The 14,517-nt window shown below is 38.6% G+C and carries 11 protein-coding genes, 1 tRNA gene and 1 other RNA gene; 2 read left to right on the top strand and 11 right to left on the bottom strand.

Annotated elements, in window-relative coordinates:
• The first annotated feature begins 53 nt into the window (after window positions 1–53).
• Window positions 54–1,049, top strand: a complete 996-nt coding sequence (locus HGJ18_RS03395) for a phosphate/phosphite/phosphonate ABC transporter substrate-binding protein (RefSeq protein WP_253697671.1) — start codon at window positions 54–56, stop codon at window positions 1,047–1,049.
• 64 nt (window positions 1,050–1,113) lie between these two features.
• Window positions 1,114–1,186: transfer RNA gene (locus HGJ18_RS03390), tRNA-Met, on the top strand.
• Window positions 1,187–1,240: 54 nt separating this feature from the next.
• On the opposite strand, the gene rodA is transcribed toward HGJ18_RS03390, so the two are convergent.
• The 11 genes from rodA to HGJ18_RS03335 all read right to left on the bottom strand — a co-directional run bounded on the left by rodA (window position 1,241) and on the right by HGJ18_RS03335 (window position 14,469).
• Window positions 1,241–2,542 (bottom strand): rod shape-determining protein RodA, encoded by a 1,302-nt coding sequence (gene rodA / locus HGJ18_RS03385; RefSeq protein WP_253697670.1) that lies wholly within the window; start codon window positions 2,540–2,542, stop codon window positions 1,241–1,243.
• Window positions 2,539–4,392 (bottom strand): penicillin-binding protein 2, encoded by a 1,854-nt coding sequence (gene mrdA, locus HGJ18_RS03380; RefSeq protein ID WP_253697669.1) that lies wholly within the window; start codon window positions 4,390–4,392, stop codon window positions 2,539–2,541. The genes rodA and mrdA overlap by 4 nt, the downstream gene beginning before the upstream one ends.
• Entirely contained in the window at window positions 4,379–4,897 is a 519-nt protein-coding gene (mreD, locus tag HGJ18_RS03375) for a rod shape-determining protein MreD (RefSeq protein ID WP_253697668.1), read from the bottom strand. The genes mrdA and mreD overlap by 14 nt, the downstream gene beginning before the upstream one ends.
• Before the next feature lie 4 nt (window positions 4,898–4,901).
• The gene (gene mreC, locus HGJ18_RS03370; protein ID WP_002668697.1) at window positions 4,902–5,765 is read right to left on the bottom strand and encodes a rod shape-determining protein MreC; all 864 of its coding nucleotides are present in this window, start codon (window positions 5,763–5,765) and stop codon (window positions 4,902–4,904) included.
• Between the two features lie 6 nt (window positions 5,766–5,771).
• Window positions 5,772–6,806, bottom strand: a complete 1,035-nt coding sequence (locus HGJ18_RS03365; RefSeq protein WP_002668696.1) for a rod shape-determining protein — start codon at window positions 6,804–6,806, stop codon at window positions 5,772–5,774.
• A 17-nt stretch (window positions 6,807–6,823) separates the two neighbouring features.
• Complete coding sequence (locus tag HGJ18_RS03360; protein ID WP_253697667.1) at window positions 6,824–7,759, bottom strand: tetratricopeptide repeat protein; 936 nt, start codon at window positions 7,757–7,759, stop codon at window positions 6,824–6,826.
• A gap of 17 nt (window positions 7,760–7,776) precedes the next feature.
• Window positions 7,777–8,122: RNase P RNA component class A (gene rnpB, locus HGJ18_RS03355), an RNA gene on the bottom strand.
• A 17-nt stretch (window positions 8,123–8,139) separates the two neighbouring features.
• Window positions 8,140–8,967, bottom strand: coding sequence for a zinc ribbon domain-containing protein (locus HGJ18_RS03350; protein WP_002671470.1), 828 nt, complete (start codon window positions 8,965–8,967; stop codon window positions 8,140–8,142).
• Window positions 8,968–9,012: 45 nt separating this feature from the next.
• Window positions 9,013–10,872 carry an RNA polymerase sigma factor RpoD gene (gene rpoD, locus HGJ18_RS03345; RefSeq protein ID WP_253697666.1) on the bottom strand — a complete coding sequence of 620 codons (1,860 nt, stop codon included), beginning with the start codon at window positions 10,870–10,872 and terminating at the stop codon, window positions 9,013–9,015.
• Window positions 10,865–12,652, bottom strand: coding sequence for a DNA primase (gene dnaG / locus HGJ18_RS03340; protein WP_253697665.1), 1,788 nt, complete (start codon window positions 12,650–12,652; stop codon window positions 10,865–10,867). The genes rpoD and dnaG overlap by 8 nt, the downstream gene beginning before the upstream one ends.
• Window positions 12,653–12,858: 206 nt before the next feature.
• The gene (locus tag HGJ18_RS03335) at window positions 12,859–14,469 is read right to left on the bottom strand and encodes a S1C family serine protease (protein WP_253697664.1); all 1,611 of its coding nucleotides are present in this window, start codon (window positions 14,467–14,469) and stop codon (window positions 12,859–12,861) included.
• Window positions 14,470–14,517 lie beyond the last annotated feature (48 nt).

Here is a 14,517-nt window from a genome sequence, read left to right as displayed (position 1 = left end):
ATAAGTATAGCATATTATTTCATTATATGATAGAATGCGGCCCGGAGAATTTTATGAAACACAAAATTATATTATTTTTGGCAGCTGTCTGCCTCCTTTTCGGCTGCACCAAAAACGAAACACAAAAACCGGTTACCATGGTATTTTTACCGAATGAATCAAGCGATGCTATGAAGGATGCGCGGCAAGCTTTTATGGAAATAATAAGCGAAGCAGTAGGCCGTCCCGTCGAAATCAAAACGACAACTGATTATAACATAGCCCTAGAAGCAATTATATCCGGAAATGCAGACATGGCTTATATCGGAGCCGAGGGTTATATAAATGCCCATAAAAGAAATCCGGCAATTGTACCGGTAGTAACGAATTCGGGACCGAGCGGTACATTGGAAGATGCACTATACTACAGCTTTATAGCGGTAAGAACGGAAGATGCAGCTCAATATAAAGATAGAGCCGGCTATGACTTAAACCGCTTAAAAGGAAAAAGCATTTCATTTGTTTCTACAAGCTCTACATCGGGCTTTGTAATTCCTGCGACCCTGCTCGTAAAAAAATTCGGATTAACAGGTACCGATGAACTTATTCAAGGAAATTCCGTTTTTTCAAAGGTGCTATTTGCAGGTTCCCATCAAGGCTCTCAGGTTAATCTATTTAGAAAGGATGCAGATGCCGCAGCCTTTGCAATTCCTCAAACAATAGGCGTCTATGATTTAATTGAAGGAGAAGCCTATCAGACAGGAGCCGCTTACAAGGTTGTAGAAGGAGCTATAGAACCATTTGACAAATTTCCCGGAAGCGAAATTACCATAATCCAATCGATTCCTGTTTTAAACGCTCCAATAGTCATGAATACAAAGACCCTTTCCTCTGAAGAACAGAAAAAAATACAGGAAGCCCTTACCTCCGAAAAAACGGCAAATAATCCCGGTATTTTTAAGATAAAAGACTCCGAGAAAAAAGGAATGTATCCCAAGTACACGGAAAAAACAAAACTTGTTAAAACTACAGACGCTTGGTACGATAAAATCAGAAATTTAACAAAATAAGTTTGAGAAAGTTTGTAGAAAGGCTTGACATAATGCTGCTTATATGCTATACTCCTCCCCACATCGCAGGGTAGAGCAGTTGGCAGCTCGTCGGGCTCATAACCCGGAGGTCGGAGGTTCGAGTCCTCTCCCTGCTAACTAAAATTTAAAGGCACTCAGATGAGTGCCTTTTTTATTGTTTAGCCGTTTTTTTACAACTGGCGTAAGTTTATTCCTATAACAACACCGACGGAAATCATAGCCGTCCAAAGGGAAGAACCGCCGTAGGACAAAAACAAGAGAGGGATTCCTGTAATAGGCATTATCCCCATGACCATGCCTACATTTACAAAAAAATGGAAAAAGGACATTGCCAAAATACCGGAAACAATGAGCTTGCCAAAAAGATCATCACATCGCTTAATCGAAAGAAAAAATCTAAAAAAAACTATGCTGTAAAGGAAAAAAATAAAAATGCCGCCTAAAAAGCCCCATTCTTCCGATAAAATACTGAAAATAAAATCCGTACTTTGTTCAGGTAGGTATCGGTAATGACTTTGAGTTCCCATAAGATAGCCGCGGCCCATGAATCCGCCTGAACCGATAGCTGTAATTGACTGAATTATATTCCAGCCGTGTTTTAAGGGGTCTACCTCAGGATCCAAGAAAATAATTAAACGCATCATCTGATATTCTTTTAAAGCCCTCACCCCGACTATAGAACCTGCAAATGCTACGGTAATCAGCGAAAGAACATAGGCTATCCAATAATAATATCTTCTTTTTAGTAAAACATTACCTATCATTGCAATGACGGTTGAAATACCCATTGCAAATAGAATAATAATGGAAACTTGAGAATTTTTTAAAATATTTGTCATAACATGACTTGTCTTTAAAATTATTTCCTCCCAAAGAGGCATAAGGGTAAACACTATTGTTAATACACCAAGAAAAAAGACATAGAGGATAAAGCGCAGCGGAATACCGGCAATAAAACACATTATCAAAAAAATCGGAATATATACGCTTGCCGTTCCAAGGTCAGGCTGTTTTAAAATAAGGGCAACAGGAACAATCATTATCGCAATCGCCTTTATAAAGCGTTTGCGAGGTTCTTCATTTTGTGATTTATCCAAATAATAGGCTAAAAAAAGAATAAAAATGAGCTTTATAAATTCCGAAGGCTGAATACCCAGATTCTTTAAACCTATCCAGCTCCTTGCATTATGCCTGACAGTTCCAAAAATACCGGTGTAGAGCAACAAAATCATTCCCACCAAATAAATTAAAAAGGTTCTGTCTTTTATCCGCCTGTAATCGTAAATGCAGGAAATCAAGAGTAAAACGATACCTGTACAAACCCATAAAATCTGCTTAACATACTCTTTAGAAACAAGTTCTCCGGCAGAATTTATTCCTGAAGAATAAATAAAAAGTACTCCTATAAAAGACAAAAGAACAACAGCCAAAAATAATAGATAATCAAAGTTTGTAATTTTGCGTATGTTCATTCGCTTCTCCTTACAACTGCAGGAAGATGCCTAAAGCCGAGATAGTCTATGGTTTCATCATAGGTCTGATTTGCAAGTGTCCCGTGTAATATGATATTTGCAGCATAAGGAGCCCACCATTCCCACTCGTTTACAGCCTCGACAATGATGCAGACAACAACCATATCCTTAGGAGGAGCATCATAGGGACCGTAAGCTACCATCCATGAATGCCACCTATCCTGTAAACCGACTTCAGCTGTTCCCGTTTTACCTGCAAAACGGAACATGGGATTTTTCATAGGATAGCGGGCCTCTCCCTGTATCGTAACAAGATTCATAGCCTGCCTGACTTGTTGAAAAATCTCTTGACCAATATTCTCTTGGTGAAGAATTTCAGGCTGAACGGTTTTTATAACCTCTCCGCTTGAAGGATCCCTTATTTCTTTTAAAAGGTGAGGCTTATAAATTATTCCATTATTTATAACCATACAGGCCATGTTTGCTACCTGAAGCGGAGAAGCAAGAGTAAATCCTTGACCTATAGACATATTCATTGTATCTCCGTTAAGCCATTTCTCATGGTAGCGGCGCTCCTTCCATTTAGGCGATGGAAGCACTCCATTAATTTCATTAGGTAAATCTATCTCAGTAGATTGACCTAAGCCGAAACGTTTTGCATAGTCTACAATTTTTTCGATACCCAAATAATCGCGGCAAACCGTCCAATAATAAACGTCACATGATTTTGCCAGAGCCTCGTTTAAGGCGAGCTTTCCGTGCCCCGGTTTTCTTATATGACATCGGAATACACGGTTTCCGTATTCAATTTCTCCCAAACAAGTTACCGTTGTTTCAGGCGGAAAGGCTTTTTCGTTTAAAATGGCAGTATTCATTATAACTTTAAAAGTAGAAGCAGGCGGATAATTAGCCCCTATCGCCCTGTTCAAAAGAGGATTATTGGGATTTTCAAACAATTCTTTTGCAAGAGAGCTTGAAATTTCCTTGCCGAAAATATTTTGATCAAAAAAAGGATAGGAAACCATTGCCAGTACCTCGCCTGTTGTAGGTTTTAATACGATGGCTGCTCCTATTCTGGGTCCCAAAGCATCTTCTGCCAGTTTTTGAATTCTCTTGTCGATAGTAAGAACAAGGTTATTTCCCATCTTAGGCGGTGTTACAACTGTGGTGTTTTCTATGTATCTGCCCTTGGCATCTACAGTCCGGTATTCCACCCCATCGGTACCGCGTAAAATTTCGTCATATTGTTTTTCGATTCCGGCCTTGCCTATTATGCTGTTTGACGTATACCCCTTATTATAAAAGCGGGTTAATTCGTCCGTAGTTATATCGCCTACATACCCTATTATGTGAGAAAAGGAGCGGGTATCAACATAGTTTCTGACAGGTTTTGAGTGCCATGAAACCCCCGGAAGAGAATCGATGCTTTCTGCCACTTGCACAACCGTGGAATAATCGACATTGGATTTGATTTGTATCGATCTAAAATCTCTTCTAACACTTACCGGCAATTTTTTTTCTATCTGTGAAACAGGAATTTTTAAGATTGAACTTAACCTGTTTATTACGGTATCGAATTCCTGACGAGGAATCTCTCCGGGTACAATATCGACAGCGAAGGAGTCGATGTTTAAAACCATCGGCGTATTTGCTTCTCTATCAAATATCTCGCCTCTTTGAGCCGGTATAACGGTTGTCCGCTTTGAAATATTTTGGGACTTTTGCTTAAACTGATCTCCGTGAATGATCTGCATTGAAAACAGTTTATAAGTATAAGCTATCAAAATAAAAAAAACGAAGATTGAAAATAACCTAAGCCGTGAATTTAAACTATCTTCAGTATTTTTCATATTGTACTATACTCCTCGATATAAAGGCTTGAGGAAAAAGATTAAAAAATAAAAATACAAAGGGGGTAAAAAAAATATTTACCGCAGCCTCTATGGCAAAGTTTATCGAAAAAATATTATAGGTATGAATATTTTGCCCAAAAAGTATTTTTAAAACAAACAAAAGTAATACCTTAAATACAAAACCTAAACCGCCTAAAATACAAGGAAAAATTACCTTGTTTAAATTATAAATACCGTAAAATTTTCCTACAAGGTAACCTGTTAAAGTAAAAATAAAGGAATGTAAGCCTATGGGAGCTGCCGACAAAAAATCGGCTAAAAGACCCGCAATAAAACCGCAAATCAAACCTGTAATAGCTCCATTTGAAATTGCAATATAAATAACGGTAAGCAAAACCAAATCGGGCAGCACCGTAAAAAAAGATATGTGAGAAAAAATAGCCGTTTGAAGCAGGGTTATAAAGAAAACGCTTAAGGAAGTCCACAAAATAACTTTTTTCAATTTATTAAAACTCCTTTTCTATTTTTGAAGTATCAAGTACAAAAACATATTCCAAACAAGAAAAATCTATTATAGGATTTACAGATAGCTCAAGCGAAGTTTCATAATCATGTGTCTTAATTTTAGAAACAAAACCTATGGGAATATTTTTTGGAAAAATCGAGGAATCATCGAAGCCGGAGGTAATTATTTTATCCCCAATCTTAATGTCATCTCCGGCCCTCTTCTTTATGTACTTCATAATTAAGGGAGAATCCTCAGAGCCTTGTCCGCTTACAACACCGCGGTGGTTTACAAGGTCTACCTTCGCAGCAACATGGCACTGATAATCATAGATAGGAATAATCATAGATGAACCCCTTCCTACCTGCAAGATTTTTCCTACAAGGGCCATATTTCCGTTTTGAAAAGCAATAACGGGCATGTCTTTTCTGACACCGTGCTTTACGCCCCTGTTAATAATCATTCCGGAATAAAGAGCATTAGGATCATAGCCTATTATTTCTGCAGGGATATTTGCAATCTGAATGCTATCGGTAAATTTAAGAAGGGTACGAAGTTCATTATTCTCTCTTTTTATATCGGCGTTGGAACGCTCCAAAAGTTCGTACTTTTCAAGCTGTTTTGTAAGTTCATTATACTTTGCTTTTAAATCCCATAACTCCCTTACGGAAGAAACGCTTTCTCCCACAAAGGAAGAAACATTGTAAACAGCCTTCTCCGTTCCGGCGCTTACCGAAAAGGCCATACTCTTAAAATCCAAAATAAAAGAACCTCCGGAAAAGGCCATAAAAACAGATGATATGAGAAGAAATAAAATTAAAAGAAAAACTTCAAGATTTAGTTTAAGCGAAAGTTTTTTCTTCATAGGGTCTTAATTATTTAAACTGTCATAGAGACTGCGGTCAACAGTCATATCCCTAAACACTTCGTAATATCTGCCGGCGCCTATTGCAACGCAGTCCATAGGGTTTTCGGCCAAGATTACGGGAACACGGGCTTCTTTTGCGATAAGTTTAGGAAGGCCCTTTAACAAGGAACCTCCTCCGGTCATTACAATACCCCTTTCAACAATATCGGCAGTAAGCTCAGGCGGTGTCTGGGCTAAGGTTCGTTTAATTTCTTCGACAATCTGTGTAACAGGTTCTTTTAAAGCTTCTCTGACTTCGACAGAGTCTATTTCCAATCGGCGGGGAAGTCCGGTTATAGCATCGGTTCCCTTAATTTCGACCTTTTCTATTGTCTTTTCGGGCGAAGCATTGCCTATGCTGATCTTTACCCTTTCGGCTGTTTGTTCTCCAATGATGAGGTTATCAACGGAACGGACATGCTTAATGATGGCTTGATCAAACTCGTCGCCTCCTACGCGGATTGCATTTGTTACAACCATACCGCAAAGAGATATAACCGAAACTTCGGTTGTACCGCCTCCGATATCGCAAACCATATTTCCGGCAGGCTCATGAATAGGAATATTTGCACCTATAGCTGCAACTAAAGATTCTTCCAAAACTTTAACATCTCCGGCTCCGGCCTTCATGGCACTTTCATAAACCGCATTGCTTTCAACATCCGTAATACAGCTTGGAATACCTATAACCATTCTCGGTTTTACAAAACGGTGCTTAGGCAAAATCTTAGAAACAAAATAACGGATCATCTTTTCGGTAGTGTCCATATCGGCAATAACTCCGTCTTTTAATGGCCTGATCGCCACAATATTTCCCGGAGTTTTCCAAAGCATTCTTTTAGCCTCGGAGCCGACGGCAACCACTCTCTTTGTACCCCTTTCAACGGCAACAACAGAGGGTTCGTTTACTACTATGCCCTTTCCGTTCACATAGATAATGGTATTGCAGGTTCCCAAATCTATTCCTATATCTGTTGAAAATCTTTTAAAAAAGCCCATATAATCCCCCAAAATTTTTATAAATTTAGTTTAGCCCGTGTTTTTACATGGAGCGGATCAAATTTAATAGCCTTCCGCCATTCTGCACGGGCCTTTATCATATCTCCTTGAAGTTCGTATACAACACCCAAGCCGTAATGAGCATCGGCAGAGGTCATATCCTTTTCAAGAATGGTATTAAATTCCTTTACAGCATCATCTATCTTATTTTCTTCAAGAAATAAGCTACCCAATAAATATCGGCATTTTAATTCTAAAAGTGTATCCTTCGTTTTATCTATTGTTTCAAATAAATACAACTTTGCATTTTGTTTATCCGAAATCTTAATATAATTTTCGGCAAGAGCAAAAAACAATAAATCCGAAGGGTTATGGGAGAGGGCATCCGAAAAAGCATCAATGGCTCTTTCCGGCTCGCCCAAAAGAGATGCCGACATACCCCTGAATTCCGATAAATCGGCAAATTTCTCTCCGGAATTATATGCTATATCCAAGTATTTTAATGCAAGGTCTGCATAGTAATATCCCTTCTGATAATAAGCCTTTCCTAAAACGTAGGCAATTTTCGGCTGTTGAGATTTTGACACACAATACATAGCCTGTCTTAAATTCAAAATAGAATCATTTAGATAAGAATAACTTACCGAAAAATCCGTCTGTTCGGCAAAGATATAATATGAGGCAAAGCCTCTCATAGCCAAAGCCTCACCATCATATGCTCTTCTTTTTAAAATACTCGCAGTTTTTTGATATACGCTCTCGTAATTTTTTTCGGCCCAATCGGCATACACCTCTTTCATTGAAGGTATGCCTGCATAGTTTTTATTATAGATATATAAAAAATAGACGGCAGAAGTCACGCACAAAAGAAAAAGTAAAACTATAAGAATCTTTTTAAAACTTCTTTTTTTGTTTGAGAAATTTTTATGTGATCTTCCTTTTGAAAATTCCATTTTTATAATACCTTAAAAAAAGGGATTAATAAGCCGGATTCTGTTTCTGTAAAACAGACGGAACCATCTTTCTTAAACCAGCTTTACAGCAAGTTTTTATCGCGGTTAACCCGTAAATTAAGAATCGGAGATTCTTTACTGCTTAACCTTGCTCCCGATGAGGTTTACATTGCCGTTTCCGTTACCGAAAACGCGGTGGGCTCTTACCCCGCCCTTTCACCCTTACCGCAAAATGCGGCGGTTTACTTTCTGTTGCACTGTCTGTAAACGGAAACTTTAATTTCCGTTCCCCGGCCGTTAGCCGGCATCGTTTCCGAAGGAGTCCGGACTTTCCTCTGCAAATGCAGCGGTTCCCTTAATCCCAAAATTATTTATTCTTTTTAATCTTCGTCTTTATCTTCAAAACTTGCAAGGAAATCCTCATTTGCGGAATCTCCAATATCAAGTAAACCTTCCATATCGGAATCATTAAAATATGCTTCCTGCTCGGCCGTTAATTCGGATTCTTCATAGAATAGAATACGGCTGCAGTAAGGGCAGAATTTTATATCCTGATCCGACCTGACTTCATTTACAAACTGAGCGGGAAGAATCATGTGGCAGCCCATACAAACATTTCCCTGAACGGAAACGATACCGACACCATGTTTATTTTTAATAATTCTGTCGAATTTAAACATTGTTTCATCACTCAAACCCGGAGACAGTTTTTTTTCTTCCAGCTTTAACTCTTCTACCTTATTTTGTTTTTCGGAAATCTCCGAGTCCAAGAGCTGTTTATGCTCTTCAAGTTCTTTCTCGGTTTGTGCAATAAGATCTTCTTCCTGCTTAATATTTGCATCCAAAATCTTAAACTGACTCTCAAGCCTCAGAAGGTCCTTTCTTATAGTTTCGGCTTTTGTAGTAGAATCATCGATTTCTTTTTGCAAGATTTCATACTCGCGCTGAGTTTCGATATTATCCATTGCTTTTTCGGCCTTTTCTCTTTTTTGTTCAGCTTCAAAAAGATCAGCCTTAAAAACGGCAATACCTTTACGCAGCTCTTCATACTCGCTGTTCATTTGGATATAACCGGACTTTAACTTTTCCAAAAGCTCTTCCTGCTGTGTAAGAGCCTTTGGGGCATCCAAAATCTCCGTTTCAAGTTCATTTTTTCGAGCAAGAATATCCTGTAAAGCTCTCAATTTTTCCAATACATCATTATCCATAAATTAAACCCCTTTAATTATCAAGATAAACGATTATAACCATAATCAATTGTCAAGATAATCTTTTAATTTTCTACTACGTTTAGGATGGCGCAGCCGCCTTAATCCCTTTGCTTCTATTTGCCTTATTCTTTCACGCGTTACGTCGAAATATAAGCCTACTTCTTCAAGGGTAAGAGGATAGCCGCCCTCAATACCGAAGCGCATTTTTAAAACTTCCTGCTCACGCTCAGGCAAACTTGAAAGCACCATTTCAAGCTGCTCCTGCAAAAGAGTAAGCTCCGTTCTGTTTGAAGGATTTTCAACACCCTTATCTTCGATTAAATCTCCCAAGAGCGTATCTTCTTCTTCACCTATGGGCGTTTCAAGAGAGATAGGCTCCCTTGCAACATTCTTAACCTGCTTAACCTTTTCGATCGACCAGCCAAGCTGCAAGGCTATCTCATCATCATTGGGTTCACGGCCGAGTTTTTGCATAAGCTGGCGGGATTCCCTGTTTACCTTGTTTATTTGTTCTATCATGTGAACAGGAACCCTTATCGTACGTGCCTGATCCGATATTGAACGCGTAATAGCCTGCCTTATCCACCAAGTAGCATAGGTAGAAAATTTATATCCCTTCCTGTACTCAAACTTTTCAACAGCCTTTATAAGCCCGATATTTCCCTCTTGCACAAGATCAAAGAACTGTAATCCCCTGTTGATGTACTTCTTAGCAATAGAAACAACAAGGCGCAAGTTTGCATTTATCAGCTTATCTTTTGCATTTTTAAGCATTCTCTGGCCGTTCTTTATCTCTGAAGTAAGATCAATAACTTCATCTACAGTAGCTTCAAAATCATATTCGATCTTTCGGATTTTTCGGGTCAAGACCTGAATTTGAGTGTATATATCCTTTACTTCATTAGCCGAAATATTAAGCTCTTTTTCGAGTTTTTCTCTTTCCCGAGGAATTGCAAGCCGTTTACCCAGCTTCCTTAAATCGGCATAGCTTTTAATACCAAGCTGTTTTTCTTTTCTTTCTTTTTTGTGTTGGTAGTCCTGCACTTTTTCGGTAGCTTCAATAAAGCGGTCCGAAATTTTTTCTATTTCTTCCGATTCAATGTGAATACGTTTAAGACTGTTAAACATCTTCTTCCGCAAAGCTTGAAGCTCAGGGCTCTCCAAAAAGCTTTCCAAGGTTTCTCTGTCATAACAGTGCTTTTTTAAGGACATATATTGTTTAATTTCGGAATATATGTTCCGTAGACTGTCCCCGTAAACCTGCTTGAGACGTTTTTTTTCGGCCATTTCTTCACTTAACTCTTTGCGCGGCTTATTGGACTCAGCGGGATCAAGTTTTGAAAAAGCCTTTTGTCCGATTACAAAAAACTCTGGAATCAATATACCGGAATTTTTTATAACCTTTTTTATGATAGCTTCTCCGTCTTCCATACTTTTTGAAAGAGATACTTCTTCATCGGCAGTTAAAAGGTCCTCCTTGCCTATCTCTTGAAGATAAAGCTTAATCGGATCGTCAACTCCGGCTTCGTGAGATGTTCTAACCAATCTTTTTGCCGTTTCATGCCTAGGTTTTTCTTTTTCGATATATGGAGTTTCGATGTCATCGGAATAAGGACTTTTTACATCATCATCCTCTTCTTCGTATGCATCATCCAATAATCGATAGTCTTCATCATTGCCGCTCTGAAAATCGGAGTCGGTTTCCGAATTGGATTCGGATATTCCTTCATTTTTTATTTGAACGCCGGCACCTTCCAAAATATCCAGAATATCAGGTATAGTTTCCGGAGACATTAAGTCTTCGGGCAGTAGATCATCAAGATCACTCAATCCTATTGTGCGCTTCCTTTTGGCATATTCCAAAAGTTTAATAATCGCAGGATTCTTTTCGAGATCAGTCATACACCTTTCCCTTTAATTTGTTTAATTGAATATCGATACTTTTTTTTTCTTCCATTAATTCTTTTGTCAAGTTTACGGTATCGATATTCTTTTCTCCATGTAATAATCTCAGTCTGCCTATGATTTTGTCTTTTTGTTTTTGTAGAACGTTTTGTTTTATAAAATTTATGCCGTCATCGACTATCTTTTCAGAGTTCTCGGCGAATTCTCCCTTAGAAATTGTCTGAGAAACAATTTCTTTTAATTTTTCTTCCCCGCATCTGTGCATCAGATTCGCATAAGTATAGGCACCATCTCTATAACATTCTTCTAAAACAATAAACAAATGTCTGGCATAAAAATCCTCAAAATCATCGGGGCCCAATTGTGAACGCAAACGAGAAAACAGATCCGTATTTGCCGTAACGGCAAGAACCAATCGTAACTCGGCATTCATCCTTATATTTACCGGCTTTTGTTTTACTTCGTCAACTATATGCCTTAGAGCCTTTTTTTCGCGGTTCACATAATCGCTGAAAATTGCTTGTTGACTGACACCAAAGGCCGATGAAAGTTTAGAAATAGCAGACTCCCTTTGAATATCGGATTCCAGGACCTCAATATACGGAAACAAAAAGGCTATAGCTGAGGCCTTTCCTTCCGGACTGCTTATATCAAATCTCATGGACGCAATTTGTATAAGATAATCATCGTCTACTATAGCACATTCCAAAAGAAGTTTCAAGCCTTCTTGACCTTTTTTTTGTAGAATTTCGGAAGGGTCCTTTCCGTCTTTCATGTATAGAACACGAACATTTACGCCCATACTGCGGCAAATTTTTATAGCCTTGTAGGAAGCTTCTTGTCCGGCCTTATCCGAGTCAAAGGCAAGATAAAAGGTTTCGGCAAAAGATTTTAAAAGTTTTACCTGATCTTCGGTGAGGGCTGTCCCTAAGGGGGCTACGGCATTTTCGATTCCGGCCTGAAAAAAGGCTAAAACGTCCATGTAGCCTTCACATAAGATTACCGATTTTGATTTTCGAATTTCGGCTAAGGCGTGGTGAAAGGCAAAAACCGTTTCACCCTTTTTATATTGCGGCATATCCGAGGAATTGAGATATTTAGCCCCATTGCCTTCCAAAATGCGGCCTCCGAATGCTATCGTTTTACCGTGACGGTCGCAAATAGGAAACATAAGCCTATCGGAAAAAAAAGCCATCTTTTTATAGTTTTTAGAAAAAAGTCCTGTCTTTTCTAAAAAGTCTTGAGAATAGTTTTTTGACAATAAAAAACTATGGAGCCATTTTCTATCCTTTGGAGAATAGCCCAGATTAAATTTTTCGATTATTTCGGGAGAAACATTTCTGGAAAGGAGGTAGTCAAGAGCCTTTTTCCCTGTAGGATTTTGGGTCAAGATAAAATGAAAACTCCCTGCGACCTTGTCGTAAAGATCTAAAATTTGGTCTTTAAGTTTTGCTCCTTCGTCCGGAACATAGGAGCCGCCTTCATAAATAACCTCGATGCCTGCATTTTTTGCAAGCCGCTCTACGGCTTCCATAAAGGAGAGCTTTTCCATTTCCATCAAAAAGTTGATTGTTCCGCCGCCCTTGTGGCAGCCGAAACAATAATACATTTTTTTATCGGGAACGACATTAAAGGAAGGCGTTTTTTCGTTATGAAAGGGACAGCAGCCCCACCAGTTTGCTCCCCGTTTTTCCAAGCGGGTATAGTTCTCGACAAGGGATACAATATCTGTCATTTCGGTTACTGCATCGATTGTTTTTGAACTTATCTTAGGCATTTACCCCTCCTTAAGTTTTTTAAGTAAGTGATTTTACTATAAAGAGGTGTAAAAATCAAGGACTGACGTTTTATAAATTGTAAGAGGTTAAATTTAAATAAACCGCGGAGAACGCGGCGGATGCAAAGAGTTTTTAAGGCTGGATTATTGTTGACAGCAAGTATTACTTTCTAATCAAAAATATATTTAATAAAAAATTTCCATGTTTAAAAGAAAAGGGGATTATCAAGATAGGCACTTAAAACCATAAAGCTGTCCATATAACCTGCCCTAACCTTTTTTGTATAGATATTTACATGAATAATCTCTTCGTTTTCATTATCCCATCTTTTCCCGTTAATTTCAATATAGTCATTTACACCAAAGGCATTTTCAGATGCAAAGCTTCCGGGGATAACCTCTGCAACCCTATAAGAATTCTTTTTTCCCACCGATTCAAGTTTAAATCCGAAGACGGGAAGCATGGATCTATCTATACTGTCTTTTTTAAAAACGGAATTTCCCGGATATAAGGGGCGTTCGGCACATAAAACAGGCCAAGTTTTTTCTTCATAAATACCTGCTTCATTTTTTTGATAGCCTTTAATGAGGACTATAGTTTCAGGAGCTATCGACAATAAAATGGCCTGTATTTCTTCAACCGAATTTACCGGAATACCGTTAACTTCTTTTATTACGGTACCCTCATTTATACCTGAAATTGAAAAGGGGCCATCAGGAAGAACATAGTTTACAAGAACACCATTTGGAACATCCTTAGCATTACCGGAGCCGCCCTTTTGGTTTTGACCGTGACAGCCAAGCCAAGTATGCTTAACTTCTCCGCCCTTATATAAATCGGGAAGAACAGCCTTTAAAAGCTCAACAGGGATTGCAAAGTTAAGCCCCTCGTTTCTTTCGAGACCCGCAAATACTACGGCTTGAACGAGGCCCTTATCATCCACTATCGGTCCGCCCGAATTCCCATGATTGACGGCAGCATCTATCTGCATTATATCTACCATAGAAAAAAGTCTGCGGTATTTTGCCGATACTATACCTGAGGTAAGGGTTTTTTCCAAACCTGCCGGAGAGCCTATTGCATAAATACGGCTTCCGACTCCTAAATCCTTTGAAGAGCCCAGATTAAAAATAAACTGAGGCGTGTACTCGGTCTTTACCAAGGCCAGATCAAAAAGAGGATCCCAGCCTACAACCCTTGCAGGGATTTTTATATTTGGATTATCGGGAGACTTAATATAAAGTCTGGAATAGCCGTTATATTTTTTATCAACCTCGCTTTGAATAACATGATAATTCGTAATAAAATAACCGCGGGAATCTATAAAAAAACCCGAACCTATAACAATGTCAGGCGAAGCATAACCTCTTTGTATGCGGGTTCCCCTATTCACCCAAACGGTAAGAGAGCCCTTTATCATCTCATCTATATTTTGAGGAAAAGAAGCTGAACCGGCTGAAGGATTTTTTTTATTTTGTAAGTTTAATAAGGGAAGATCGGCATTCTTTTTCCATAAGATATTCCTCTCTTCAAAAAGCCGCTCCTCCGTCCATCCGGCAGGGCGTTTTCCGATTGAGGTAAGAGACCTAAAATACCTGACAGCCTCATCCCAATTTTTTTCCTCTATGCTTTGTAAAAATGCGGCTTCCGTTTTTTCTATTGATTCCGATTTAATCTTGTCAACCTCTTCAAAATCTTTTGCGTTAAGATGAAGAATTTGAGAGCGGATTAAAGCATCCGTTATCTTACCGGATTTAAGAAGTTTTTCAGTGTAATCAACTTGATACAACACACTGGATCTATCCGAATAATCCACATAATGGACCTCTTTGGTTGAAGTACAAGAAAAAATCAATAAGAAGAA

Source organism: Treponema denticola (assembly GCF_024181405.1).
In the GTDB taxonomy this organism is placed as follows: Bacteria; Spirochaetota; Spirochaetia; order Treponematales; family Treponemataceae; genus Treponema_B; species Treponema_B denticola_D.
This window is presented reverse-complemented; position numbering and strand designations above follow the sequence as displayed.

Bases quoted from the DNA above. Each gene is read 5' to 3' on its own strand.
- HGJ18_RS03395 (WP_253697671.1), top strand. From the start codon at position 54: ATGAAACACAAAATTATATTATTTTTGGCAGCTGTCTGCCTCCTTTTC.
- rodA (WP_253697670.1), bottom strand. From the start codon at position 2,542: ATGAACATACGCAAAATTACAAACTTTGATTATCTATTATTTTTGGCT.
- mrdA (WP_253697669.1), bottom strand. From the start codon at position 4,392: ATGAAAAATACTGAAGATAGTTTAAATTCACGGCTTAGGTTATTTTCA.
- mreC (WP_002668697.1), bottom strand. From the start codon at position 5,765: ATGAAGAAAAAACTTTCGCTTAAACTAAATCTTGAAGTTTTTCTTTTA.
- HGJ18_RS03365 (WP_002668696.1), bottom strand. From the start codon at position 6,806: ATGGGCTTTTTTAAAAGATTTTCAACAGATATAGGAATAGATTTGGGA.
- HGJ18_RS03360 (WP_253697667.1), bottom strand. From the start codon at position 7,759: ATGGAATTTTCAAAAGGAAGATCACATAAAAATTTCTCAAACAAAAAA.
- HGJ18_RS03350 (WP_002671470.1), bottom strand. From the start codon at position 8,967: ATGGATAATGATGTATTGGAAAAATTGAGAGCTTTACAGGATATTCTT.
- rpoD (WP_253697666.1), bottom strand. From the start codon at position 10,872: ATGACTGATCTCGAAAAGAATCCTGCGATTATTAAACTTTTGGAATAT.
- dnaG (WP_253697665.1), bottom strand. From the start codon at position 12,652: ATGCCTAAGATAAGTTCAAAAACAATCGATGCAGTAACCGAAATGACA.